The following is a 24,307-nucleotide window of genomic DNA, read 5'->3' as shown; positions in this document are numbered from 1 at the left end:
GTCAGTAACGAGCCACTCAGGACAGTCGTCAGCCCTCCTCGCCCCCGGCCGCTTCGCCGGGATCGCCGCCGCGGATCATGGTCAGCACCGAGTTCAGGTCCTCCGGCTTGATGAGCACGTCCCGCGCCTTCGATCCCTCGGAGGGGCCGACGATGCCGCGCGTCTCCAGCAGGTCCATCAACCTGCCCGCCTTCGCGAAGCCGACCCGCAGCTTGCGCTGCAGCATCGAGGTGGAGCCGAACTGCGAGGTGACCACCAGCTCGGCGGCCTGCAGCAGCACGTCCAGGTCGTCGCCGATGTCCGGGTCGATCTCCTTCTTCTCCCCGGCCTTGGCGGCGGTGACGCCCTCGGTGTAGTCCGGCTGCGCCTGCTCCTTGGTGAAGTTGACGATCGACGAGATCTCCTCGTCGCTGACGAAGGAGCCCTGGATGCGGACCGGCTTGCCCGCCCCCATCGGCAGGTACAGGGCGTCGCCCATGCCGATCAGCTTCTCGGCGCCGGGCTGGTCGAGGATGACCCGCGAGTCGGTGAGCGACGACGTGGCGAACGCCAGCCGCGACGGCACGTTGGTCTTGATCAGGCCGGTGACCACGTCCACCGACGGCCGCTGGGTGGCCAGCACCAGGTGGATGCCCGCGGCCCTGGCCTTCTGGGTGATCCGCACGATCGCGTCCTCGACGTCGCGCGGCGCGGTCATCATCAGGTCCGCGAGCTCGTCGACGATGGCCATGATGTACGGGTACGGCCGGTACTCGCGCTCGCTGCCCGGTGGCGCGGTGATCTCGCCCGAGCGCACCTTGCGGTTGAAGTCGTCGATGTGCCGCACCCGGTTGGCCTGCATGTCCTGGTAGCGCTGCTCCATCTCCTCCACCAGCCAGGCCAGCGCGGCGGCGGCCTTCTTCGGCTGGGTGATGATGGGCGTGATCAGGTGCGGGATGCCCTCGTACGGCGTCAGCTCGACCATCTTCGGGTCGATGAGGATCATCCGGCACTCGTCCGGGGTGGCCCTGGCGAGCAGCGACACCAGCATCGAGTTGACGAAGCTGGACTTACCGGAGCCGGTGGACCCCGCCACCAGCAGGTGCGGCATCTTCGTCAGGTTGGCGGTGACGAAGTGGCCCTCGATGTCCTTGCCGAGGCCGATCACCATCGGGTGGTTGTCCTTGGCCGCGGCGGACGACCGCAGCACGTCGCCGAGCCGCACCATCTCCCGGTCGGAGTTGGGCACCTCGATCCCCACGGCGGACTTGCCGGGGATGGGCGCGAGCAGCCGCACGTTCTCGGTGGCCGCGGCGTAGGCGATGTTCTTGGTCAGCGCGGTGATCTTCTCGACCTTCACGCCGGGGCCGAGCTCGACCTCGTACCGCGTCACGGTGGGGCCCCGGGTGAAGCCGGTGACCTGCGCGTCGATGTTGAACTGCTCGAGGACGCCGGTGATGGCCTCGATCATCGTGTCGTTGGCCTTGCTGCGGGTCTTCGGCGCGTCCCCCGGGGTCAGCAGGTCCGGTGGCGGCAGGTCGTAGTCGCCCTCGACGGTGCGGGTGACCGACAGCGCGGGCTCGGACTTGCCCCGCCCCTTGCGCGGAGCCGGTTCGGCGGTCTCCTCGGGCACCGGGTCGGCCGGGACGGCGGCCGCGGGGACGGCCGCCGCGGTGGGCGCGGCGCCGTCCGCCTCGCCGTCCTGGACGGTGCTGGCCTGCCTGCGCCGGGACGGTTTGCGCAGGCGCGCCGTGGCCGGGTCGGTGCTGGTGATGTCGTCGCGCGCGGGCTCCGGCTCCGCGACGGCGTCGTCGAGGTCCTCCGGGTCGGCGCCCCACTCGCGGAGCCGCTGCGGGATCTGGCGCACCGGCGTGCCGGTGAACACCAGGACGCCGTAGCCGAGGATGAGCACGAGCAGGGGCACGGCGACCCACACGGTCACGCCCCTGGCCAGCAACTCGCCGGAGAACCAGCCGAGCCAGCCGCCCGCGTACATCTGGTCGTCGAGCACCTGCGGCCTGCCGTTGAACAGGTGCAGCAGGCCGAGCAGGGCGAGGGTGACCAGCAGCGTGCCGATCACCATGCGCGGCCGGGTGTCCGGGCGCGGCTCCGAGCGCATCAGCGCGACGGCCGCGACGACGAGCGCCAGCGGCAGCGCCACCGCGCCCGCGCCGAGCACGCTGCGGGTGCCGATCGTGACCCAGTCGCCGACGGGGCCCGCGGCCCGCCAGAGCACGCCGACCGCGGTCACCAGGCCCAGCGCGATCAGGCCGAGAGCGACGCCGTCGCGGCGGTGCTCGGGTTCCAGCTCCCGGGTGCGCCCCACGGTGCGGGCCAGCGAGCCGACGCCCTTGGCGACCAGGTTCCAGCCGCCGCGGACGGTCCGGCCGAACGCCCCGCCGGACGACCGGCGCGGGCGGCGGGCGGGCTTGCGCGCGGCCGGCTTGCGGGCGGTGGACTTGCGCGGGGAGGTGCGGGACGAGGGCGGCCGGGAGCGGCCGGAGCCCCGTCCGGAGCTGCCGCCTCTGCCGCCACCGCGTGCCGTGCTTCTCCCCTTTGTCGTCGACCCGCTCGCCATATCTCTACGGTAACCGTCCTGGCGCAGGAATCACGTGCGCCACTCACGGCACGGGTGAAACATCCGTCACCGCGTTTTGCCGGAGCCCGCGACGGCGTCACCCCGCCGCGTGACATGCTGTTGCGCCATGGTGGCGCTGTACCACGACGACGGCAGGGCGACACGCCGGGACGAGCACGTTCCACTGGTCTGGCGAACGATGCTGGCCCTCGACCAGGGGCTGGTCGGGCTGGCCGGGAACCTGCGGGTGAGCGGTGGCGTGCCCGGCGAGCTGCGCGGGCGGCCGCTGCTCATGGCCGCCAACCACATCGGGGTGTTCGACGCGTTCGTGCTGATGGCCGCGTGCCGCCGGATCGGGCTGTCGCCGCGGTTCCTGCTGGCGGGTGGCCTGCTGGACGCCCCGCTGATCGGCCCGGCCCTGCGCGCCAGCGGGCACCTGCGGGTCGACCGCGGTTCGGCGTCGGCCGTGGAGCAGTTCGGGCAGGCCGTCGAGGCGCTGCGGTCCACCCGGGCGCCGATCATCGTCTACCCCGAGGGCCGGATCAGCCACGACCCCGGGCTGTGGCCCGAGCGCGGCAAGACGGGCGCCGCCCGGCTGGCGCTGGCGGCGGACGTGCCGGTGGTGCCGATCAGCCAGTGGGGCGCGCACGAGGCGGTGTACTGGGGCACGGAGACCGTGCGCGGGCTGTCCGACATCGTGCCGCTGGCCCGCTCCGGGTTCACGGCGCCGCTGCGCAGGCCCACGTTCCGGGTGCACTTCGGCGAGCCGGTCGACCTGTCGGCGTTCCGCGCGGGCAAGGCGGGCGACGCCGTGAAGGCACACGCCGAGATCATGCGTGCGATCACCGCCGGGCTGGCGCCACTGCGCCGCGACGAACCGGACCGGCCCCGCTTCCACGACCCCACCCGGCCGACCGACACCCGCAGCCCCTGGCGCCCCTCGTGAGTGGCGACCGTGGTTAGAACCACGGTCGCCACTCACGAGGCCGGTGACCGTCCGATCCCTGGATTCACCTCAGCGCCGATGGATCCGGACCGGCCTGGACGAGCCTGCCCGCACGGATGCGGAGGGAAGCCGCCGACGCGAGCACGTTGGCGCCTCGATGCCGGTTCCCAGCGTCGCAAGGTGACGGCCGCCCGGCCAGCCTTCCGCCCTCCCCATGCCAGGGCAAGCCATGGGAAGCCGCGCCGTGATCGTGCGAGAAGGCTGCCCGTCGTCCTCGAGCAGTGCTCGCACGCGAACCGGGTACCTACCCTTCGCCCGCACCTGAACGCACCCACCGAAGGTAACGCGATGACGGGTCGTATCCACCTCTGACTGGCCTTCTCGCGGGCCTCGTCACCGGAGGCCTCATCGGCCCTCGACACCGTCCCAGAAATCGGCCCTTTCGCAGCGACGATCGCGGTCGGCCCCCCGACTCTGGGGCCGATCACAGGCTTGCTTTCACGCGTATTGCGTCGCCTGTCAGGATGGATCGTCAGCGAACTCAGGGCCTGAGGATGAACCTGTAGGCCCCATCGGCTTTCGGTCATACGCCACTATGCGCGATCCTGCTCGGCGCGGCATGCGCAGCATCCACTTCGGCTGGAGGGCCTGGCAGTCGCAGCCTGGCTTCTCTTCGGACTCCTTCTGGCTGCGGATCGCCTGGGCAAGCTCGCGCTCCGTGCGCTGCAAGCGCCTCCGTGACCCCCATCGAATACGAAGCCAGGCCGCCACCCCGGCGGCCTAAACCACTGTCACAGATTCCATCAGCAGCCCCCTGCCGTCAGCATCGGTCGTTCCGTGCATTGCCTGTGATGCGATGACCGAGTCAGGGCGCCCATTTTGGTGGCTGGTCCGGCCGTGGCCGGTTCCCGGTGGCGAATTCGTCTGCCCAAATTCACGCCTGTCGCCGGATCCTGAAAACTGACCCCCTGTGGTACTCCGAAAGTTGACCCCCTCCTAGATCTTGGAGGGTGCTGAAGTTGGAGGATTGGGCTGAGATCCGCCGCTTGTATCGGGCGGAGGGTGTGCCGATCAAGGAGATCGCGCGGCGGCTGGGGGTGGCGCGTAACACGGTGCGGGCGGCGCTGCGGTCGGACGGGCCGCCGAAGTACCAACGGGCGCGCCGTGGTTCGGTGGCTGACGCGTACGAGCCGCAGATTCGTGCGCTGTTGCGGGAGTGGCCGAGGATGCCGACGCCGGTGATCTCGCAGCGGATCGGCTGGCCGTACTCGGAAGGGCCGTTGAAGAAGCTGCTGGCACGCATCCGCCCGGAGTACGTGGGTATCGATCCGGTGGACCGGGTGACCTACCAGCCGGGCCTGCTGACCCAGTGCGACCTGTGGTTTCCCGCGCCGCGGATCCCGGTCGGGCCGGGCCAGCAGCGGATGCTGCCGGTGCTGGTGATGACGCTGGCGTTTTCCCGGTTCATGGCCGCGACGATGATCCCGTCCCGGCAGGCCGGCGACATCCTCTCGGGGATGTGGGCGCTGATCTGCGGGATCGGCCGGGTGACCAAGACGCTGTTGTGGGACCGGGAGTCCGCGATCGGTGGTGGCGGGCGGGTCAGCACACCGGCAGCGGCGTTCGCCGGCACGCTGGCCACCCAGATCCGGTTGGCGCCGCCGCGTGATCCGGAGTTCAAGGGCATGGTGGAGCGCCACAACGGATTCCTGGAGACCTCGTTCCTGCCCGGCCGGACGTTCGGCTCGCCAGCGGACTTCAACGAGCAGCTCACCGAGTGGCTGGCCCGGGCCAACACCCGCACCGTGCGCTCGATCCAGGGACGCCCGGTGGATCTGCTGGAGGTGGACTACCAAGCGATGCTGCCGCTGCCACCGGTCGCCCCACCGATCGGCCTGACCCATCGAGTGCGGCTGCCGCGTGACTACCACGTGCGTGTCGACACCGTTGACTACTCCGTCGATCCGCGGTGCATCGGCCGGTTCGTGGACGTGACCGCCTCCCTGCGGGAAGTGACGGTGGTCTGTGACGGGCAGGTCGTGGCCCGCCACGAGCGGTCCTGGGCCAAACACGGCGTGGTCACCGACCCGGGCCACGCCGCCACCGCGCAGCAGATGCGCCAGGCACTGGCCGAGGATCGGCAACGACGTCAGGCAGCTACCCGCCACCATGCCGACGGCCACGCCGTCATGCTGCGGGCCCTGCCGGACTACGACGCCCTGTTCGGCGTCGACTTCAACCCGTCCGCACCAGTGACGAAAGCGAGGAACGAGTGACCACAACCACCACGGCGGCACCCGTCGCCGGGCCGAAGGACGGCCTGCCCTCGATGATCGCCTACCTCACCCGGGTGCTGAAGACACCCACCATCGGCGCGTTCTGGGAAGAACTGGCCGCCCAGGCCCGCGACGAGAACTGGTCGCACGAGGAGTACCTCGCCGCGCTCCTGCAGCGCCAGGTCGCCGACCGGGAGTCCAAAGGCACCATCATGCGCATCCGCACCGCGCACTTCCCGCAGGTCAAAACCCTGGAGGACTTCAACCTCGACCACCTGCCGTCGCTGCGCCGCGACGTGCTCGCGCACCTGGCCACCACCACCTTCGTCGCCAAGGCCGAGAACGTCATCCTGCTGGGCCCGCCCGGCATCGGCAAGACACACCTGGCCATCGGACTGGGCGTCAAGGCCTGCCACGCCGGCTACTCGGTGCTGTTCGACACCGCCAGCAACTGGATCGCCAGGCTGTCCGCCGCACACCACGCCGGCCAACTGGAGGCCGAGCTGAAGAAGATCCGTCGCTACAAACTGATCATCGTCGACGAGGTCGGCTACATCCCCTTCGACCAGGACGCAGCCAACCTGTTCTTCCAGCTCGTCGCCTCCCGCTACGAACAAGGCTCGATCATGGTTACCTCAAACCTGCCCTTCGGACGCTGGGGCGAAACGTTCTCCGACGACGTCGTCGCCGCCGCCATGATCGACCGGCTCGTCCACCACGCCGAGGTCCTCACCCTCACCGGCGACTCCTACCGCACACGGCAACGCCGCGAACTACTCGCCAAAGACAACCGCGCCAAACACGACTAACCCCAAGGGGGTCAACTTTCCCGGAACCGCACGGGGTCAGTTTTCTGCGTCCGTTGACACACGCCGCGGCCGGTACCGGTCGTCCGCAGATCCTTCCCAGGTGGGATGTGTGACGAGCCGCGCCGCGGGGGAGTCAGGCGCTGACGTCGGGATAGACGTCGGTGTCGAAGAACAGGATCGGAGGATTGCCATTGGTACTCCCCGCCAGCCTGGGACGGCCGCGGGGCGTGAACCCGTGCTTGACGACGTCGTTGGTGACTTCGGCCTCGAGTGCCTGGTCATGTCCGCCCTTGCGGTAAAGCGCCAGTAGTCGGCGGGCTTCCTCCCGGCTCTCGGCGGTGATTTCGGTACGTTTCAGCGGCATGTCGTTCAAGTCCTGTCTGTTGGGTGGGCCGGTGGCGGTGCAGGGGTCGCCAGTCCGGTGTCGGCCAGCAGTGCATCGAGCCCGCGCTCGAACAGGTCCGCGTCGCTCCAGCGCTGCTCGTCGAGGTGTCCCGATGCGATCAGAGTCGGGTATCGGCCGGGATCTGCCGTGATGAGGTCCCGGGCCCTGGTGCGCAGCGCGGGGTCGCCGGCCTGACGCCAGGTGGCCTCGGTCAGTGCGGATCCGATGACGAAGTTGGCCAACAGCCGGGTCCGCACGGTCAGCTCACACTCGCTCAGGCCACCGTGGGCGAGCGAAGCCTGCAGGAACTCGGTGCGGGCCAGCACGTTAGGCCCCAACATGGGGCGGCCGATCAGCGCCGGTGCCCAGGGATGGGTCAGCATCACCTCGCGCCAACGACTGACGAGGGTGCGAACGTCGGCCCGCCAGTCGTCCGTCTGCTCAGGGATTCGCACCTCCGCGAAAATCCGGTCCAAGGCAAGGTCGAGCACGTCGTCCTTGGTGTTCACATGCCAGTACAGCGCCGTCGGCGTGACCTCCAGCTCTTGGGCAAGCCGACGCATGGTCAGTCCGCCTGTCCCGGACTTGTCCAGCAACGCCACCGCCACCTCCACGATCTGCTCCCGGGTCAGAGGCGCAGCGCGTCGAGCGCGATCATGCTCTTTCCTCAGCCAGACCGTCCCCGAGGACGCGGCCGTCGCGAAACGCTGCGCCACGCCGGCCTCTGGCCGCTCGTCAGCGGGCCCGTCCAATCCAGTGGCTCTCATACCCACCATCCTATTACGGTGTTCAGGCAACGTAACACCGTTAATCTTTGGCGGCGCTGAGCCTGTGTCGACTGCGTCGAACCGTCAACGGTTGGTCCTGGCCACAGCCGGGCTGGCCCAGCGCATGGTCGCGCTGGATCCACGGTGGTGACGATCGCGTCATCCCCTCTCCAGATCAGCCTGGGCATAAGCGACGACTCGCGGACCTCGGTCATTTCCGCCTGTGCGCTCGCGTTCGGTGCGCACCGTGCGTTCGTCTGAAGCCTGGTCGGCCAGGCCCGATTGCGCGCTGCTGGCCGTGCCGCGCGAGGAGTCTCCGCCGCACTTCTTGACCCCGTCGCAATCGCGACCTTCACAACGCCACGCGAACGAGGAGCGGCCTTGGGTGTCTACGGCGCGCTCACCAGAGCTGGAAGCGTCCTCGGATTGTTGCTCGGCGGCTCGCTCACCTACCACCTCGACCGGCGTAGGTGCCTGCTCATCAACATCCCGACCGCCGTCCGCGCTCGTTCCGTTATCACACAACAGCCCACCTCGCGGGCTCTGCTTGGACCTGACCGGGACTGCAAACCAGCGTTGCCGGTGTGACCGCTCTTGTCTTCGCACTGACCGAAGTCCCGCGTAGAGAACGGGGCGACATCCTCGTTGTCGCGTACGCCACCGCGCCGCCACGAACCGCCCGCATACACGGGGAGCACCAGCTCCCGGCCGTCGACACCGTCGCGCTCCCCGGATCATCCCCGCGTGCGCGGGGAGCACGCGTCGGCCGCGTTTCGTCAACTACTGTGGTCGGGATCATCCCCGCGTGCGCGGGGAGCACCGACGCCGAGCCTCCCGCGACCTCGAACGCCTCGGATCATCCCCGCGTGCGCGGGGAGCACGGCGGTGTCCATGACGCGGGCCTGCCAGTCGGCGGATCATCCCCGCGTGCGCGGGGAGCACAAGAAGGGCTAACGCTTCCTGGACTTGTAGGTGGGATCATCCCCGCGTGCGCGGGGAGCACCGCCGGCTCTCTGGTCTCTCCGCTGTCGACGGTGGATCATCCCCGCGTGCGCGGGGAGCACATGGTGTGCAGAACCCCATCCAGGTACCACTCGGGATCATCCCCGCGTGCGCGGGGAGCACAGCGCCGTCTCTGAAGGCAGGGCGCCACCCACCGGATCATCCCCGCGTGCGCGGGGAGCACACTTCTTGACCTGCAACGTTACCGCGACCAACCCGGATTCTCCTTCACTTTCCGAGCGCCCCAGCACCCCCTTCCCCAGTACCGCAAACGGAGGGACCCGCTCACTCCGCCGCCCGGGTGCAGTGCTGCGGGAACAGGCCGACCTGCGGCAGGTCGTGGCCCAGCCGGTCACGTTTCGCGGTCAGGTAGCCGATGTTGTGGTCGTTGGCCGGGACGAGCAGCGGCACCCGGGCCACCACCGGCAGCCCGCCGGACTCCAGCGCCGCGATCTTGTCGGGGTTGTTGGACATCAGCCGCACCGAGCGCACGCCGAGGTACCGGAGCACCGCGGCCGCCGGGGAGTAGTCGCGGATGTCGACGGGCAGGCCGAGGGTGGTCGCGGAGTCGAGGGTGTCCAGACCCTCCTCGTCCTGCAGGACGTGCGTGCGCACCTTCGCGACCAGCCCGATCCCCCGGCCCTCGTGCCCCCTGAGGTACACGAGCACCCCGCTGCCCTCGCGCACGATCGCGTCGAGCGCCGCGGACAGCTGCTCCCCGCACTCGCACCGCAGGGCACCGAAGAGGTCACCGGTGAGACATTCCGAGTGGATGCGCACGAGCACCCGGTCGGTCCCGACCGGATCCCCGTGCACGAGGGCCATGTGCTCATATCCCCCGGCCCGGAAGGCGACCGCCCGGAACCTGCCCCTGCGGGTGACCAGTTCGGACTCCGCGACATCGTCCTGGCTCAGCGCCTGCTCGTACATCCGGCCTCCTCATCGCCTGCGTACGCTCGACCGAAAACCGTGCCGGATTCCACCACACCGGGAGGACGATCTGTTCAGCATCACAGTCCGTGACCACGTCATGGTGGCGCACAGTTTCCGGGGCGAGGTGTTCGGTCCCGCGCAACGTCTGCACGGAGCCACGTTCGTGGTGGACGCGACGTTCACCCGGGCCGAGCTCGATGCCGACAACATCGTCGTCGACATCGGACTCGCCACCGAGCAGCTGCACGACGTGCTCGGCGAGATCAACTACCGCAACCTCGACGAGGTGCCCGCGCTGGCCGGGGTCAACACGACCACCGAGTTCCTGGCGCGCTACATCGCCGACCGGCTGGCCGAGCGGGTGCGCTCGGGCGCGCTCGGCGAGGGCGCCCTCGGGCTGGCGTCGATCCGGGTGACGCTGCACGAGTCGCACGTCGCGTCCGGCAGCTACGAACGCGCGCTGTGAGGGTGCACGCCGTCCTGCCCGGCGACGTCGGCGACGCTGCCGCGCCCAGCGGCGGCGACGTCTACGACCAGCGTGTCGTCCGGGGCCTGCGGGAGCTGGGCGTCCCGGTGCACGAGGCGGCCGTGCCGGGCGCGTGGCCCCGGCCCGGCGCGGCCGCGCACGCCGAACTCGCCCGTACCCTCGCCGGGATCCCGGACGGCGCGGTGGTGCTCGCCGACGGGCTCGTGGGCTGTGCCGCACCCGGCGTGCTCGTCCCGCACGCGCGGCGGCTCCGCCTGGTCGTGCTGGTGCACCTGCCGCTCGCGGTCGAGACCGGGCTCCCGCCCGGGGTGGTCGCGGAGCTGGACACGGCGGAGCGGCGCTGCCTGCACGCCGCGCGCGCGATCGTGGTGACCGGCCCGTGGGCCGCGCGCGAGCTGGTCCGGCGGCACGGCCTGCCCCCGGGCACCGTCCACACGGTGCCGCCGGGAACCGACCCGGCGCCGCCCGCGCCCGGCACCGACGGCGGGTCCCGGCTGGTCTGCGTGGCGTCGGTGACGCCCCGCAAGGGCCATGACGTGCTGGCCACCGCGCTCGCCACGATCGCGGACCTGCCGTGGACCTGCGACTGCGTCGGCTCACTCGACCGGGACCCCGGCTTCGTCACGCGGCTGCGCGCGGCGATCGCGCGGCACGGGCTGGGTGACCGGATGCGGCTCACCGGCCCACGTACCGGACCACCGCTCGACCGGACCTACGCGGCGGCCGACCTGCTGGTGCTGCCGTCGCACGCGGAGACCTACGGCATGGTCGTGACCGAAGCACTCGCGCGTGCCGTGCCGGTGCTGGCCTCGGACGTGGGCGGCATCCCGGACGCGCTGGGCCGGGTTCCCGGCGGCGAGCTGCCGGGGCTCCTGGTGCCCCCGGGTGACGCCGGGGCGCTCGCCGACGGGCTGCGGCGCTGGCTCACCGACGCCGCGCTCCGGCGGCGGCTGCGGGACGCGGCGGTGGCGCGCCGGAACTCACTCACCGGATGGGACGTGTGTGTCCAGGGCATGGCTCGTGTGCTGGAGGGAGTCCGGGAATGAGTTTCGCGCCGGAATGGCTCGCCCTGCGTGAGGGCGCCGACGCCGAGGCCCGCTCCGCGGAGCTGCTGGAACCGCTGCGGCGGGCGCTGCGGGACCGGCGACTGAACCGGACCCCCCTGGTCGTTCGTGATCTGGGATGTGGCACCGGTTCGATGGGACGATGGCTCTCCGCGCGGCTCGACGGCCCGCAGCACTGGATCCTGCACGACCACGACCCCGCGCTGCTCGCCCGGGCCGCGGCGGCGCTGGCCGGGCCGGGCCGCACGACCGAACCACGCGAGGGCGACCTCACCGCGCTGCGCGCGGACGACCTGGCGGGGACGGACCTGGTGACCGCCTCCGCGCTGCTGGACCTGCTCACCGCGAAGGAGGTGCGGTCGCTCGCCGCGGCGTGCACGGCCGCAGGCTGCCCCGCGCTGCTGACCCTCTCGGTCACCGGCCGGGTCGAGTTCGACCCCGCCGAGCCGCTCGACGCGGAGTTCGCCGCCGCGTTCGACGAGCACCAGCGGCGCCGCACGAGCGGTCGCCGCCTGCTCGGCCCGGACGCCGTCCCGATCGCGACCGGCGCGTTCGAGGACCTCGGCGGCACCGTCCTGACCTCCCCGAGCCCGTGGTGGCTGGGCCCCCGGCGGCCGGAGCTGACCCGGTGGTGGCTGCGGGACTGGGTGGGCACCGCGTGCGAGCAGCGCCCCGAGCTCGCCCCGGAGGCGCCCGCCTACCTGCGGCGCAGGCTCGGCGCCCCGTTCCGGGTCTCGGTGTGGCACGCCGATCTCCTCGCCCTGCCGGGTGCGCCGTGATCCGGCGCTGCCAGGCGTGGCTGCCGTGGCTGCGCACGCTCGCGGCGGTCGCCCTCCTCGCCGGGCTCGGCTGGCGGTTCGGCACCGGCGCCGTCGTCGCCGGGCTCCGCGCGATCGACGCCGCCTCGGTGCTCGCGGCGCTCGGTATCGGGCTGCTGACCACCGTGGCCAGCGCGGCCCGCTGGTGTGTCGTCGCGCGCGGTCTCGGCCTTCCGCTGCCGATGCGCGGCGCCGTGTCCGACTACTACCGCGCGACCCTGCTCAACGCGGTGCTCCCCGCCGGTGTGCTCGGCGACGCGCACCGCGCGTGGGACCACGGCAGGCGCTCCGGTGATGTGGAGCGCGGGGTGCGCGCCGTCGTCCTGGAACGGTGCGCGGGCCAGCTGGTGCTCGCCGCCGCCGGCGCCGTGGCGCTGCTCGGTGCCCCCGCGCTCGTCGCCGCGCTCCTGCCCGGGCTCGGCGGCGCGCTGGTGCTGCTGGCGGTGCTGGCCGGAGCGGTCGCCGTGCTCGCCGCCCGGTTCAGGACGCTGCGCCCCGTGCTGGCGCGGAGCTGGGCGGACGCCCGCACGGCGGTGCTCACCCGGTCCGCCGTGCCACGGCTGGTGCTGCTGTCCGCGGCGGCGCTGGCCGGGCACCTGGCCCTGTTCCTCGTCGCGGCGCACGCCGCGGGCTCACCGCTGCCGCTCCCGCGGCTGCTCCCGCTGGGTGTCCTGGCGTTGCTGGTGATGGCGCTGCCGGTCAACGTCGGCGGCTGGGGACCGCGCGAGGCCTTCCTCGCGATGGCCTTCGGTGCCGCCGGGACGGCCGCCGCCCACGGGCTCACCGTCGCCGTGGTCTACGGGACCCTGGCCCTGGTCGCCGCCCTGCCCGGAGCGGTGCCGCTACTGCGGGGCCGCGCCCTCCAGCGCCGCGAGGTGGGCGCCGAACGACGCGACCAGCGCGGCGAGCAGCTTCCCGCCCTTGCCCGCTGACGCGCGGGACGGGCGGCCGACGACCCCCGACTCGGTGTACGGGCGCAGGCCGGTGGTGAGCAGGTGCCGCCGGTCGTCGGCGATCCGGTCGGCGGTGCCGTAACCGGGGCGAACCAGGTCCGGGTGCGCGTGCAGGAGCACGGAGGTCTCCACCTCCCCCGCGTGCATGTCGCTGGCGGACGGGGTCTCGATGCCCGCGGCGGCCCGCGCGTCCGCCCAGTCGCCCCCGCCGGGGAACAGCGCCATCGCGCCCATCGCCTCCTGCACGACGTTGGCCAGCACGTAGTTCCCGCCGTGCCCGTTGACCACGACCAGGTGGGGCACGCCGGAGCGGCGCAGGGATTCCGCGACGTCGCGGACCACCGCGTGCAGCGTGGCCGCGGAGATGCTGACGGTGCCGGGCCAGGCGGCGTGCTCGTGGGAGCACGAGATCGTCACCGGCGGCAGCAGCCGGACCGGGTGGGCGGCGGCGATCTCCGCGGCGATCGTGCACGCGATCACCGTGTCGGTGACCAGCGGGAGGTGCGGGCCGTGCTGTTCGAGGCTGCCGACGGGCAGCAGCGCGGTCGCCGCCCGGCGCTGCCTCTCCTCGACCGTGGTCGTGCGGGGAAGCAGGAACGGGTCAGTCATGCTCGGCACGGTAGTCAACGCGGTGGCACAGGCCGGGCGGCTCGCCGGAGGCCAGCCGGGGCAGCACGTCCGGGAGCTCGGCGAACGGGCTCTCGCCGGTGAGGAGCACGTCGAAGGCCGGGTCGGCGAGCAGGTCGAGCGCCAGCGCCAGCCGTTCGGCGGCGGTGCGGTCCGGGCGGGCGACGGTGCCCACCTGGCTGCCGCGCACGCGGAGCCTGCGCGAGTGGAACGACTCGCCCAGCGGCAGCCCGACCCGCCGGTCGCCGTACCAGCTGAGCTCGATGACCTCGCCCTCGGCGGCCAGCAGCTCCAGGGACCGCACGAGCCCGCGCTCGGTGGCGCTGGCGTGGAACACGCGATCGCAACCGCCGCGCGCCTGCTCCGGCGGGGCGAAGCCGACACCGAGCGCGGCGGCGACGGCCGCGCGGGCCGGGTCGGTGTCGACCAGCTCGACCCGGGCGCCGGGGAGCCCGGCCAGCACCGCGGCCACGGCACAGCCCACCATCCCGCCGCCGACGACCGCGATCCGGTCGCCGACCCGCGGCGCCGCGTCCCAGGCCGCGTTCACCGCCGTCTCCACGGTGCCGGCGAGGACGGCGCGCTCCGGCGGCACCGCGTCCGGCACCGGGGTCACGGCGTCGGCGGGCACCACGTAGTGCGTCTGGTGCGGGTAGAGGCAGAACACGGTCCGGCCACGCAGGTGCGGCGGGCCGTGCTCGACCACGCCGACGTTGAGGTAGCCGTACTTGACCGGCCACGGGAAGTCGCCCTCCTGGAACGGCGCGCGCATCACGTCGTGCTGGCTGGCGGGCACCCGCCCGCCGAGCACGAGCAGCTCGGTGCCCCGGCTGATGCCCGAGAACAGCGTGCGGACCAGCACGTCGCCCGGTCCCGGCTCGGGCAGGGTGCCCGAGCGGAGCTCGCCGCGCCCGGCCGCGGTGATCCAGAACGCCCTCGCCGCCCGTGTCACCCGTGAACCTCCCCGGTCGCTCGCCCGTGTCACTCCATGATGGACGTGCCAGACGACGGAACCGGCCCGGCCCCGCGGGAGCGGGCGCTGTGGGCGGGCGCGCAGGTGGGGCTGCTCGGCGTGCTCGCCGCCACCACCGGACTCGGGGCGGCCGGGTGGCTGGCCGGGCTCGGCTACGCGGGCGCCTCCTGGCTGCTGCTGGGCCGGTCGATGCGCCGCGCCGGGACGCGCGTGCCCGGCCCGGCGGACCGGGTCACCGCCGCGCGGATGGTCCTGGTCGGCGGGGTGACGGCGAGCGTGGCCGACCAGCTCGGGCAGGCCGGGCAGGCGGGGCCCGCGCTGCCGCCGCTCGTGCTCGCGCTGACGGCGACGGCGCTGGCGCTCGACCTGGCGGACGGGCGGGTCGCCCGGCGCACCGGCACGGAGTCGGCGCTGGGCGCGCGGTTCGACATGGAGGTCGACGCGTTCCTCATCCTCGTGCTGAGCGGGCATGTCGCCCTCAGCACCGGGCCGTGGGTGCTCGGCATCGGCGGGCTGCGGTACGCCTTCGTGGCGGCGTCGTGGGCGCTGCCGTGGCTGCGCGCGGACCTGCCGCCGAGCGTGCTCCGCAAGGCGGTGGCGGCGCTGCAGGGGATCGTGCTGGCGGTGCTGGCGTCCGGGCTGCTGCCGTACCCGGCCGTGGTCGCCGGGTTCGCGCTGGCCGCGCTGGCGTTCTCCTTCGGGCGGGACTGCGCGTGGCTGTGGCGCCGCAGGCGCGCGGCGGGTTCGATGACGGTCTGCCGAGCGGAAGGACTGCCCCATGCATGAGCGAACGGCCGGCGCGCGAGCCGGCGAGATCGTCCTCTGGATCCTGCAGGTGCTGCTGGCCGCGTACTTCGTCTACAGCGCCACCCTGTTGTTCGGCGACGACTTCGTACGGAAGTTCGACGAGATCGGGTTCGGGCAGTGGCTGCGGTACCTCACCGGCGTGCTGGAGCTGGCGGCAGCGATCGGGCTGCTGGTGCCCCGGCTGTGCGGACTCGCCGCACTCGGGTTGTGCGGTGTGCTGGTGGGGGCCGTCGGCACCGAGCTGTTCCTGCTGGCCGACGGGGACGCGGTGCTGCCCGCGATCCTGCTGGTGCCGGCGGCGGTGGTGGCGTGGTTCCGCCGGGACACGGTGCGAGCCCTGCTGCCCCGCTCCGCCGCGGGGCCCGCCGTGGGCTGAGGGCGGCCGTCAGCCGGGCGGCCGGAGGAGGTAGCGCAGCACGGCGACGTCCCCGGCCCGCGTCACCTCCGCCAGGTGGAACCGGCGGGTCGGGCCGCCGGGGAACGCGGCGGGACGGACGAACCGTGGGGCGCCCGCCTGCCCGATCAGCACGGGCGCGACCGCCATCCGGATCTCGTCCGCCAGCCCCGCGGCGAGGAACGCGGTGTGGACGCCTTCGCCGCCCTCCACCATGAGACGCCGCACGCCCCGGCCGCCGAGGTCGTCGAGCAGCCGCGCGAGGTCCAGGTCAGCACCCAGCGACACCACGTCGGACAGCCCGCCGAGCCGGGCGGCGGCCACGCCTTTCCCCCGCTCGGTGGTATAGACCAGCTTGCCGTCGCCGTGGTGCCAGAAGCGCAGCGCCGGGTCGAGGTCACCGCTGCCCGACACGGCGACCTTGAGCGGGTGCTCGGGCAGCCCGCTCGCGCGCCGCGCCGCCCGCCGGGCGGCGTCCCGGACCAGCAGGCGCGGGTTGTCGCTGCGCAGGGTGCCCGCGCCGACGAGGACCGCGTCGGACTCCGCGCGCAGCCGGTCGACGTGGTCGAAGTCCTCGGCGCTGGACAGCGGCAGGACGTCCGGGCCCGCGTCGTCGATGAAGCCGTCCACGCTGACGGCGACGCTGAGCAGGACGTGCGGTCGGGCCACGGCGCTCCGTTCGTCGTCGGTCGGGAGTTCGGTCGGGAGTTCGGGCGGCCGCCGAACACGGGCGGCCCATCGTACGTGTCGAGGGTGAGCGGCGGAACGCGACGAAAGGGCGGCCGGTGGCGGTGGTGTCGAAGGAGCCGGGCACGGAGCACGTGGCGGCGGAAGGCGCCCGCCGGGGCCGTCCCGCGCGCCGGGTGGTCAGCGGGACGGGCACCGTCGTGGCCGCGGCGCTGGTGCTGGCCGCGCTGGTCGTCCCGGCCGAGTTCGGCGGGCTCACGCCGGGCGCGTTCGTGCGCCTACCCCTGGAGGGCCTGCTCGGCGCCGCGCTGATCCTGGCGCTGGGCGGCAGGGCGCAGGTGGTGGCGGCGGCGTGCGCGGGAGCGGCGCTGGGCCTGCTGACCGTGCTCCGCGCGCTGCATCTCGGTTTCGACGCGGTGCTGCACCGGCCGTTCGACCCGGTGCTCGACTGGCCGATGCTGGGGCCCGCGGTGGACTACCTCGGCGTCACCAGCGGGCGGGCGGCGGCGGTCGGTGCGGTGGCGCTGGCCGTCGCGGGCGCGGTCGCCGTGGTGCTGCTGACGACGCTGGCGGCATGGCACCTGACCCGGGTGCTGCGGCGGCACCGGGCCGTGGCGCTGCGGGGGCTCGCGGTGGCCGTGGCGGGGTGGCTCGGGTTCGCGATCACCGGGGCCGGGCTCGTGCCGGGGACCCCGTTCGCCTCCCTCGGCACGGCGCGGTTCCTGCACGGCGAAGCGCACCGGGTCGCGGCGAGCCTGCGCGACCGCGAGGAGTTCGCCGAGCTGGCCGCGGCGGACGCGTTCCACGGCACGCCCGGCGAGGAGCTGCTGACCGCGTTGCGCGGCAAGGACGTCGTGCTCACGTTCGTCGAGAGCTACGGCAGGGTGGCGCTGGCGGACCCGGAGTTCGCGCCGGAGGTCGGCGCGGTGCTCGACACGGGGACGCGGCGGCTGCGGGAGGCGGGGTTCGCGGCGCGCAGCGCCTTTCTGACGTCGCCGACGGCGGGCGGCGGCAGCTGGCTCGCGCACGCCACGCTGCTGTCCGGGCTGTGGGTGGACAACGAGCAGCGCTACCGGACACTGGTGGCGAGCGACCGGTTCAGCCTCACGCACGCGTTCCGGCGGGCGGACTGGCGCACGGTCGGCGTGCAGCCCGCGATCGTGCGAGCCTGGCCGGAGGGTGCGTACTACGGCTACGACCGCGTCCGCGCCGCGGACGACCTGGGCTATCGCGGTCCGCGTTTCGGTTACGCCACCATGCCCGACCAGTACGTGCTGGCGGAGTTCGAGCGGGCCGAGCGCGCCGAACCCGACCACGGCCCGCTGGCCGCGGTGATCCCGCTGGTGTCCAGCCACGGTCCGTGGACGGCGACGCCGCGGCTGATCGGCTGGGACCAGGTGGGCGACGGGTCGGTGTTCCACCGGATGCCCTCCGGCGCGGCGGGGCCGGGGTCCGGCGCGGACCGCGACCGGGCCGAGCGGCGCGCCGACTACCGGCGTGCCGTCGAGTACTCGCTGAACACCCTGATCTCCTACGTCGAGACGCACGGGGACGACGATCTGGTGCTCGTGTTCGTCGGCGACCACCAGCCCGCCCCGACCGTCACCGGCCCCGACGCGGGCCACGACGTGCCGATCACCATCGTCGCCCGCGACCGGGCGGTCCTGGAGCGCATCTCCGGCTGGAACTGGGACGAGGGCCTGCGGCCCGGCCCCCGCGCGCCGGTGTGGCGGATGGACGCCTTCCGGGACCGCTTCCTGACCGCGTTCGGGCCGCGGGAAGGCGCGCCGGGGAGCTGATGGTGCTTGGCCGTAGGGACTTGATTTCCGGGAGCGTCGATCGGGCGGAGCTTCTCCCGGGGCGCGACGAGCTCTGCCGAGTGGCTGGGTCGGCGTCGTTTCGGAAGGCTCACCCCCGCATGCGCGGGGAGCACACCGGCCGCAGGTTCACCTGTCCACAGCCGGTCCGGATCATCCCCGCGTGCGCGGGGAGCACGCTACAGCGTCACGACGTCACAGCACCAAGGCCGGATCATCCCCGCGTGCGCGGGGAGCACCAGCCGCGCAACACCCGGCACGGCTACCAGTCCGGATCATCCCCGCGTGCGCGGGGAGCACTCGCCCGACGTGGTCGGGCTGACGAGGGGAGTGGGATCATCCCCGCGTGCGCGGGGAGCACGCCTTGATAGCCTTTGTGAGCTGCTTCTGAACCGGATCATCCCCGCGTGCGCGGGGAGCACATTCGGTAGTGAACAAATCGGATGTGACGCGTAGGATCATCCCCGCGTGCGCGGGGAGCACTGAGCCCGAGTGCGCACGTCGTCGACCCGACGTGGATCATCCCCGCGTGCGCGGGGAGCACACTTCCTGACCTGGGCCGATGTTACGGGACGAGCCAGATTTCATTCACTTTACGAGCCCGAGACATCCCTACCTACTGGGAGTAACGTCCTGCGGAACAGCCCTCTGGGACAAAGGCTAACCCCGTTGCCCGGATATCGCGTGCGCGGAGGCCACCGTGATCCTAAGGTCGCGGCGTGGTGGATTCAGACCGGCAGCGAGGGCTGCCCGAACGGTACGTGTCCGCCCGCGCCGAACCCGGCGTGGCGCCGGATAGCCGCGAACCCGTGGGCACGATGTTCGCCGCGCTGTACGGCGACTTCGTTCCGCACCCGTGGCAGGATCCGGACAGCGACCGGGACGTCTACCGCCTCTTCTACGACAGATCGCTCGCCCTGGGCTGGCTGGACGACCTCGGCGGCGTGGTGTCGCGGACCGCCGACGGCTTCGCGGAACGGGAGACCGGCGCGGCGGGCCTGTGGGGCATGAACGACGCCGGGCGGGAGCACCCGCTCGGCACGCCCGACGTCCCGCTGATCGCCTGGTTCCAGGTCGGGGCCGAGCCACCGGTACCCGGTGAGCGGCCGCTGCCGGTGCAGCCGTTCCTGCGGTGTGTCGACGATGTCATGGCTCGACTCGGCACGCTCACACTGCGGGCCGTGCAGATCTTGCTCCCCGTGCAGTGCCTCGGCAAGCCCCCGCGCCCGCACCCAGCCCTGCAACCGTCGCTGCCCACAGCGGCTTGGTTCGCCGACGGGAACGACCAGGCACGGACCCGCATACGGGTCACCCTGGACAGCGGTCAGTCCGCATCACTGCCTCGGGCGGTGCCGCGGATCCGACACTGGCTGAGCAGGCTGGACCAGGACGTGTTCGTGTGCGAGTCACAGTCACTCACCGAACATGACCCGCTCGTGGAAACTCTTCCTTTCGGCGACCACCTCTGGAACGGCCCTCCCCAGCACCGGGCCACCTTCCACGGAACGCTCACCGAATGGTCGCTGGACGCACTCGGCTGGCTAGGTGGCTTCTTCGCCGATCTCAGCATCCGGCACGACGTCACCACCCCCTTGGTACTCACCGCTTCCCGGACCTAACTGGTCCAGCGTCCGGCGACAAGTGACCATCGGCCCCACGAGCAGGGGATCCTCCGGTTCACCAGACGGACGGGGAACCTAGCTTTGCTCCGCTGTGCCAGATCGGCCTCCGCAGCAGACGTGTGCCATGGAGTCTTGCTGGCTTCACATGATCCAGCGAGCAGCGGCATCGAAGGTGTTCGACGGGGTGGTGTTGAACGCGATGGCCGCGTCGGGAGCGTGTCGTCGCACCAGATTGATCAGTCGCTCAAACAGCTCGACCTGATCGTCGGCCGTTCGCAGGCCGCCACAAACGATGACACATTCCCACGGTCGGGCGCGTAGCGCGTTGCCGACGACCGTTTCCACGTCGTTGCTGCCATCGAGGCCGATCAGGCAGGTCTCAACACCAACGTTGCGCTCAGCGAATCGCTGGAGCCCCGCATCGATCGCTTCAACGACCGGCTCAGGGTCCCAGGGGCCGGGCGCCCGATACGGATCAAGCCCGATCAGGAGGACGGGTGGCCTGGAGGCCGCAGTGTCCATCCCCGGACGCTACCTGCTGTGTCCGCGAGAACGAGACTGCAAGGGGTAGTCCGAAACCCCCGACGAGTGCGTCTTCGAGTTCTCCCGCGTGCGCGTCACGCCCTGTTGACCGAGACGCGCCTTTGGAACCCGGCTCATCCCCGCGTGCGCGGGGAGCACGGGGGTTCGGAAGGGTCGCCCTGCCGCGTGCGCGGATCATCCCCGCGTGCGCGGGGAGCACTCGCGGCGGCGGCGGAGGTCGTCGGCGTATTCCGGATCATCCCCGCGTGCGCGGGGAGCACCGCACCGGGAATGCGCGCATCTCCCCGGTGGCCGGATCATCCCCGCGTGCGCGGGGAGCACGCGGCGACCACCGCGTCGAGGTCCGGCTGGGCGGGATCATCCCCGCGCGCGCGGGGAGCACTTGTCGGCGGAGATCCGCCTGCAGCGCCAGTGCGGATCATCCCCGCGTGCGCGGAGAGCACAGCTGCACCGGCGTGGAGCCGTCCCGCGCCAGCGGATCATCCCCGCGTGCGCGGGGAGCACCCGGAAGGTCTTCGAGCCCTGCGCCTGGATGGCGGATCATCCCCGCGTGCGCGGGGAGCACGTCAAGGCCGCGGTGGATGAGCTGATGCGCCGCGGATCATCCCCGCGTGCGCGGGGAGCACACGACGATCCCCGCGTCGCGGAGCTGGCGCACCGGATCATCCCCGCGTGCGCGGGGAGCACCGCAAGAGGGGTCACCAAACCGTTGTGATCAACGGATCATCCCCGCGTGCGCGGGGAGCACTCAGTCACGACGGGTTGCACATCGCTGTACTCGGGATCATCCCCGCGTGCGCGGGGAGCACGGTACTCCCCCGGTAGCAGGCTGATCGATGCAGGGATCATCCCCGCGTGCGCGGGGAGCACCGAGCGGACGAACTAGGGTTCGCCGCATTCGGGGGATCATCCCCGCGTGCGCGGGGAGCACGTGTCGGCCGCCCACCACCAGTGCGGCCGACCCGGATCATCCCCGCGTGCGCGGGGAGCACTGTCCGACGCCGAGCGGGTGTACGGGGATGCGCGGATCATCCCCGCGTGCGCGGGGAGCACGATGACCTGTCCGATGATTCCCAGCGGATCTACGGATCATCCCCGCGTGCGCGGGGAGCACGCTACGCCAGCGCTACGACGAGGTCTCGCGTCAGGATCATCCCCGCGTGCGCGGGGAGCACCGTCCTGAAAAACTTGGGACAGAACAAAAAGCGGATCATCCCCGCGTGCGCGGGGAGCACGGCCTCTCGCCGGACAGGTGACGTGTCTCCTCCGGATCATCCCCGCGTGCGCGGGGAGCACCGCATGATTCCGCCCGTTTACGTTCAGTTTTCGGGATCATCCCCGCGTGCGCGGGGAGCACACTTCTTGACCTGCGAAGATACTACCCGGTATGCCAGATTTCCTTCACTTTGCCCGCCGCCCATACGACCGCATACCGGCGAGTAACTACTTGCGGCGGAACCTGCGCCTCGCCTCGCGGCGCTTCCACACAGTCTCGTCGCGCCTCGCGGCGCCCCGTAGACAGGGCCAGCCGTAGCGCGCCCGGCCTGACGTCCTCGAGGCAGAGCCGCCTACCGGCGCCCAGCATCACCGCGCAGGTCAGCACGATTCAGGTCGTGCTCAATCAGCGTCCGGATCTGGTGTCTCCTGGCACGGCACCAAGCCGACGAGATCAGGCGATATCGGGCACCGGTTCGTCCTCGCCCGGTACCTCGTCCCGGCCAGCCGGTTGGGGCCGGTCGAAAGGAGGCACGTTCCTGAGGTTCCTCGCGATGAGAGCAGCCACCCCCGCGAAGATCGCGGCCCCGACCACGACAACCACGTGCACCCCACTGGTGAAGGCTTCCCGGGCGACGGTGAGCAGTTCTTCACCTTGCTCGGCAGGCAGATCGCCGGCGACCGCCGTCGCACCGGCGAGACTGTCACCGGCGGTGGCGGCCGAAGGGACCGGGACACCGGTCGGTATGACGTCCTGCATCTGAGTCCGGTACACGACCGTGGCAAGCGTGCCGTAGAGGGCGATGCCCAACATCCCGCCGAACTCGTTGGCCAACTGCGCCAGGGATCCGGCAACCCCCATCTTCGCTGGCGGAGCGGATCCCACGACCAGGTTGGTGCCCAGCCCGACCGTCGCAATGCCGAACGCGGTGAGCGCGAACCCGACGATCATGAACGTGGCACCCGAGGTCGCTTCGAGCTGGGTGAGCGACATGAGGACGATCGCCTCGAGAATCAGACCGACCGCGATGACGTTGCCCGGGCGGAACCGGGCCGCCAGCTTCGGATAGATCTGGAAGCCCAGCGCGGCGGTGACCATTCCGGGCACCATCGCCAGTCCCGCCTCCAGCGTCGACATGCCCGTGACCTGCTGGAGGTAGAGCACCATGATCAGGTTGAATCCGGCACCGAAGCTGGCGAAGGCCAGCTGTCCGGTCAGGGACGAGCCGATGACACGGTTGCGGAACAGGCTCAGATCCAGCATCGGAGTGCTCAGGTTGAGCTGTCGGCGAAGGAACACCACGCCGGCGGTCAGCCCAATAACGAGGGCGACGCCTGGCCGCACGGCCCAGCCGTGGCGGGCGAACTCCTTGATGGCGTAGATGATCGGCAACACGGACGCCAGCGACAGCGCCACACTGGCCACATCCAGGCGCGCCGCCTTGCTGTCCCTGTACTCGGGCAGCACCCGCGGGCCCAGTACCAGCGCCAGCACCATCACCGGCGGCCCCAGCAGGAACACCGAGCCCCACCAGAACTGGGTCAGCATGGCGCCGCCGATGACCGGTCCGACGAGGCTGCCGAGGGTGTAGACGCTCCCCCACACGCCGAAGGCGGTGGCACGCTGCTGGGGATCCTGGAAGATGTTCCCAATCAGCGCCAGGGTGGACGGGCCGAGCGTACCTCCCGCGATGCCCAGCAACGCGCGAGCGGCGATCAGCATCCCCACGCTGGTCGCGAAGGCGCACAACAGGGAGGCGACGGCGAACATCACCGCGCCGATCATGAGCAGCCTCCGCCGGCCGATCCGGTCGCCCAGCGTTCCCATGGTGATGGTGAAGCCGGCAAGCAGGAACCCGTAGATGTCCGTGATCCACAGCTGTTGGACACTGTCGGCGCCGAGATCGGCAGCCACGCTCGGCAGCGCCAGCAGCAGCACGAAGAGGTCGATGGCGACGACGAAGGTGGGCAGGGCGAGCACCGCCAGCCCCATCCACTCCCGGCGACCGGCCTTGACCGGGACCTCGCCGGTCACCTCTCCTGTCCGTTCGGCTGTGTCAGGCGGGCGGAACCCCGCCGCCGATCGGCACTTCTGTGCAGATGCGGCACGAGGATCTCCCGAGGCGTGCCGGGAATCTCGTGTTGCAGCACGGTCGGACGCCAGTCGGGCAGTTCGTGGAAGCGGCGAAGCTCACCGACGCGAGCGAGCCACCCCATCCACTTGGCGTATGGGGGATGCTCGTCGTCGAAACCGCTCTGCACGAAGGTGAAGTACGTGCGACCGGCCGAGCCCGCCAGCTCCCAGGTCTCCACGAGGGCGCCCCAGTCCAGGACGACCTTCTTGCCGGGCACCAGCTCCACGATCCTGGCCACGGAGTTCTCCAGGTGGAAGCCCCCCATGGCCCAGCGCCCACCCACGGCCGGTTCGATCTCCATGGTGACGCCGAACCATTGCCGGAACAGTTCCGGCTCGACCAGCGCGTCGTACACGTCCTCGGGGCGGCGCGTCGATGGCGACCGTGGCCTGCAGTTGCGACGAGGCGAAGTCGCACATGGGAGTCAGCTCCCGGCCGGCGAGGTAGTCGGCGAGATTCGCCAACGCCAGTCCCCAAAAAGTGGCCAGCA

21 protein-coding genes and 3 CRISPR repeat arrays are annotated in these 24,307 nt (G+C 71.8%); of the genes, 11 read left to right on the top strand and 10 right to left on the bottom strand.

Annotation, left to right across the window (positions count from 1 at the left end; all coding sequences use genetic code 11):
• Positions 1-28: 28 nt before the first annotated feature.
• The gene (locus tag B0I33_RS01295; RefSeq protein WP_106176622.1) at positions 29-2,557 is read right to left on the bottom strand and encodes a DNA translocase FtsK; all 2,529 of its coding nucleotides are present in this window, start codon (positions 2,555-2,557) and stop codon (positions 29-31) included.
• 127 nt (positions 2,558-2,684) lie between these two features.
• On the opposite strand from B0I33_RS01295, the gene B0I33_RS01290 reads away from it, so the two are divergent.
• From B0I33_RS01290 to istB, 3 genes are all read left to right on the top strand, one after another.
• Entirely contained in the window at positions 2,685-3,503 is an 819-nt protein-coding gene (locus B0I33_RS01290; protein ID WP_106176621.1) for a lysophospholipid acyltransferase family protein, read from the top strand.
• Positions 3,504-4,522: 1,019 nt separating this feature from the next.
• Complete coding sequence (istA, locus tag B0I33_RS01285; protein ID WP_425440429.1) at positions 4,523-5,779, top strand: IS21 family transposase; 1,257 nt, start codon at positions 4,523-4,525, stop codon at positions 5,777-5,779.
• A 53-nt stretch (positions 5,780-5,832) separates the two neighbouring features.
• On the top strand, positions 5,833-6,588 hold the full coding sequence (gene istB / locus B0I33_RS01280) for an IS21-like element helper ATPase IstB (protein ID WP_085977988.1): 756 nt from the start codon (positions 5,833-5,835) through the stop codon (positions 6,586-6,588).
• A 133-nt stretch (positions 6,589-6,721) separates the two neighbouring features.
• Here the strand turns inward: istB and B0I33_RS01275 are convergent, their stop codons facing one another.
• The 3 genes from B0I33_RS01275 to B0I33_RS01265 form a co-directional block, all read right to left on the bottom strand.
• Positions 6,722-6,961 (bottom strand): hypothetical protein, encoded by a 240-nt coding sequence (locus B0I33_RS01275; protein ID WP_146147435.1) that lies wholly within the window; start codon positions 6,959-6,961, stop codon positions 6,722-6,724.
• Positions 6,958-7,587 (bottom strand): TetR/AcrR family transcriptional regulator, encoded by a 630-nt coding sequence (locus B0I33_RS01270; protein WP_245900381.1) that lies wholly within the window; start codon positions 7,585-7,587, stop codon positions 6,958-6,960. The genes B0I33_RS01275 and B0I33_RS01270 overlap by 4 nt, the downstream gene beginning before the upstream one ends.
• 884 nt (positions 7,588-8,471) lie before the next feature.
• Positions 8,472-8,926: direct repeats of the CRISPR family, unit length 28 nt; unit sequence GGATCATCCCCGCGTGCGCGGGGAGCAC.
• A gap of 101 nt (positions 8,927-9,027) precedes the next feature.
• On the bottom strand, positions 9,028-9,672 hold the full coding sequence (locus B0I33_RS01265; protein WP_106176617.1) for a GTP cyclohydrolase II: 645 nt from the start codon (positions 9,670-9,672) through the stop codon (positions 9,028-9,030).
• Between the two features lie 70 nt (positions 9,673-9,742).
• On the opposite strand from B0I33_RS01265, the gene B0I33_RS01260 reads away from it, so the two are divergent.
• Genes B0I33_RS01260 through B0I33_RS01245 form a run of 4 tightly spaced genes read left to right on the top strand, consistent with a single transcriptional unit; the run spans position 9,743 to position 12,976 of the window.
• Positions 9,743-10,141 carry a 6-pyruvoyl trahydropterin synthase family protein gene (locus tag B0I33_RS01260; RefSeq protein WP_106176985.1) on the top strand — a complete coding sequence of 133 codons (399 nt, stop codon included), beginning with the start codon at positions 9,743-9,745 and terminating at the stop codon, positions 10,139-10,141.
• Positions 10,138-11,208, top strand: coding sequence for a glycosyltransferase family 4 protein (locus B0I33_RS01255; RefSeq protein WP_106176616.1), 1,071 nt, complete (start codon positions 10,138-10,140; stop codon positions 11,206-11,208). Before B0I33_RS01260 ends, B0I33_RS01255 begins: the two co-directional genes overlap by 4 nt.
• Positions 11,205-12,005, top strand: a complete 801-nt coding sequence (locus B0I33_RS01250) for a methyltransferase domain-containing protein (protein ID WP_219927106.1) — start codon at positions 11,205-11,207, stop codon at positions 12,003-12,005. Before B0I33_RS01255 ends, B0I33_RS01250 begins: the two co-directional genes overlap by 4 nt.
• The gene (locus B0I33_RS01245) at positions 12,002-12,976 is read left to right on the top strand and encodes a lysylphosphatidylglycerol synthase domain-containing protein (protein ID WP_245900380.1); all 975 of its coding nucleotides are present in this window, start codon (positions 12,002-12,004) and stop codon (positions 12,974-12,976) included. Before B0I33_RS01250 ends, B0I33_RS01245 begins: the two co-directional genes overlap by 4 nt.
• Here B0I33_RS01245 and B0I33_RS01240 read toward each other — a convergent pair.
• Positions 12,887-13,606: a creatininase family protein gene (locus B0I33_RS01240; protein WP_106176614.1), complete on the bottom strand. Its 720-nt coding sequence runs from the start codon at positions 13,604-13,606 to the stop codon at positions 12,887-12,889. The genes B0I33_RS01245 and B0I33_RS01240 overlap by 90 nt on opposite strands.
• Entirely contained in the window at positions 13,599-14,576 is a 978-nt protein-coding gene (locus B0I33_RS01235; RefSeq protein ID WP_106176613.1) for a zinc-dependent alcohol dehydrogenase, read from the bottom strand. The genes B0I33_RS01240 and B0I33_RS01235 overlap by 8 nt, the downstream gene beginning before the upstream one ends.
• Positions 14,577-14,621: 45 nt before the next feature.
• On the opposite strand from B0I33_RS01235, the gene B0I33_RS01230 reads away from it, so the two are divergent.
• Both B0I33_RS01230 and B0I33_RS01225 read left to right on the top strand, forming a co-directional pair.
• Positions 14,622-15,383 carry a CDP-alcohol phosphatidyltransferase family protein gene (locus tag B0I33_RS01230; protein WP_245900379.1) on the top strand — a complete coding sequence of 254 codons (762 nt, stop codon included), beginning with the start codon at positions 14,622-14,624 and terminating at the stop codon, positions 15,381-15,383.
• The gene (locus tag B0I33_RS01225; RefSeq protein ID WP_106176611.1) at positions 15,376-15,780 is read left to right on the top strand and encodes a DoxX family protein; all 405 of its coding nucleotides are present in this window, start codon (positions 15,376-15,378) and stop codon (positions 15,778-15,780) included. Before B0I33_RS01230 ends, B0I33_RS01225 begins: the two co-directional genes overlap by 8 nt.
• Before the next feature lie 9 nt (positions 15,781-15,789).
• On the opposite strand, the gene B0I33_RS01220 is transcribed toward B0I33_RS01225, so the two are convergent.
• Positions 15,790-16,467, bottom strand: a complete 678-nt coding sequence (locus tag B0I33_RS01220; RefSeq protein WP_106176610.1) for a RibD family protein — start codon at positions 16,465-16,467, stop codon at positions 15,790-15,792.
• A 116-nt stretch (positions 16,468-16,583) separates the two neighbouring features.
• On the opposite strand from B0I33_RS01220, the gene B0I33_RS01215 reads away from it, so the two are divergent.
• Together B0I33_RS01215 and B0I33_RS01210 are read left to right on the top strand one after the other, a co-directional pair.
• Entirely contained in the window at positions 16,584-18,284 is a 1,701-nt protein-coding gene (locus tag B0I33_RS01215; RefSeq protein ID WP_106176609.1) for a sulfatase-like hydrolase/transferase, read from the top strand.
• Positions 18,285-18,390: 106 nt separating this feature from the next.
• Positions 18,391-18,846: a CRISPR direct-repeat array (repeat unit 28 nt; unit sequence GGATCATCCCCGCGTGCGCGGGGAGCAC).
• A 175-nt stretch (positions 18,847-19,021) separates the two neighbouring features.
• Positions 19,022-19,921, top strand: coding sequence for a hypothetical protein (locus B0I33_RS01210; protein WP_219927105.1), 900 nt, complete (start codon positions 19,022-19,024; stop codon positions 19,919-19,921).
• Between the two features lie 144 nt (positions 19,922-20,065).
• On the opposite strand, the gene B0I33_RS01205 is transcribed toward B0I33_RS01210, so the two are convergent.
• The 3 genes from B0I33_RS01205 to B0I33_RS30290 all read right to left on the bottom strand — a co-directional run bounded on the left by B0I33_RS01205 (position 20,066) and on the right by B0I33_RS30290 (position 24,172).
• Positions 20,066-20,446, bottom strand: coding sequence for a hypothetical protein (locus B0I33_RS01205; RefSeq protein ID WP_106176608.1), 381 nt, complete (start codon positions 20,444-20,446; stop codon positions 20,066-20,068).
• A 131-nt stretch (positions 20,447-20,577) separates the two neighbouring features.
• A CRISPR array of direct repeats spans positions 20,578-21,824; the repeat unit is 28 nt; unit sequence GGATCATCCCCGCGTGCGCGGGGAGCAC.
• 312 nt (positions 21,825-22,136) lie between these two features.
• A complete protein-coding gene (locus B0I33_RS01200) occupies positions 22,137-23,717 on the bottom strand; it encodes an MFS transporter (protein WP_219927104.1) in 1,581 nt (526 codons plus the stop codon).
• The gene (locus B0I33_RS30290; RefSeq protein ID WP_245900378.1) at positions 23,714-24,172 is read right to left on the bottom strand and encodes an SRPBCC family protein; all 459 of its coding nucleotides are present in this window, start codon (positions 24,170-24,172) and stop codon (positions 23,714-23,716) included. The genes B0I33_RS01200 and B0I33_RS30290 overlap by 4 nt, the downstream gene beginning before the upstream one ends.
• Positions 24,173-24,307: the final 135 nt, after the last annotated feature.

The organism is Prauserella shujinwangii, assembly GCF_003001955.1.
In the GTDB taxonomy this organism is placed as follows: Bacteria; Actinomycetota; Actinomycetes; order Mycobacteriales; family Pseudonocardiaceae; genus Qaidamihabitans; species Qaidamihabitans shujinwangii.
Note: the sequence above shows the minus strand (reverse complement) of the source record. Positions and strands in the feature narration are given on the sequence as shown.

Coding starts and splice junctions, on each gene's coding strand:
- B0I33_RS01295 (WP_106176622.1), bottom strand. CDS start 2,557: ATGGCGAGCGGGTCGACGACAAAGGGGAGAAGCACGGCACGCGGTGGC.
- B0I33_RS01290 (WP_106176621.1), top strand. CDS start 2,685: ATGGTGGCGCTGTACCACGACGACGGCAGGGCGACACGCCGGGACGAG.
- istB (WP_085977988.1), top strand. CDS start 5,833: ATGATCGCCTACCTCACCCGGGTGCTGAAGACACCCACCATCGGCGCG.
- B0I33_RS01265 (WP_106176617.1), bottom strand. CDS start 9,672: ATGTACGAGCAGGCGCTGAGCCAGGACGATGTCGCGGAGTCCGAACTG.
- B0I33_RS01250 (WP_219927106.1), top strand. CDS start 11,205: ATGAGTTTCGCGCCGGAATGGCTCGCCCTGCGTGAGGGCGCCGACGCC.
- B0I33_RS01240 (WP_106176614.1), bottom strand. CDS start 13,606: ATGACTGACCCGTTCCTGCTTCCCCGCACGACCACGGTCGAGGAGAGG.
- B0I33_RS01225 (WP_106176611.1), top strand. CDS start 15,376: ATGCATGAGCGAACGGCCGGCGCGCGAGCCGGCGAGATCGTCCTCTGG.
- B0I33_RS01205 (WP_106176608.1), bottom strand. CDS start 20,446: ATGGACACTGCGGCCTCCAGGCCACCCGTCCTCCTGATCGGGCTTGAT.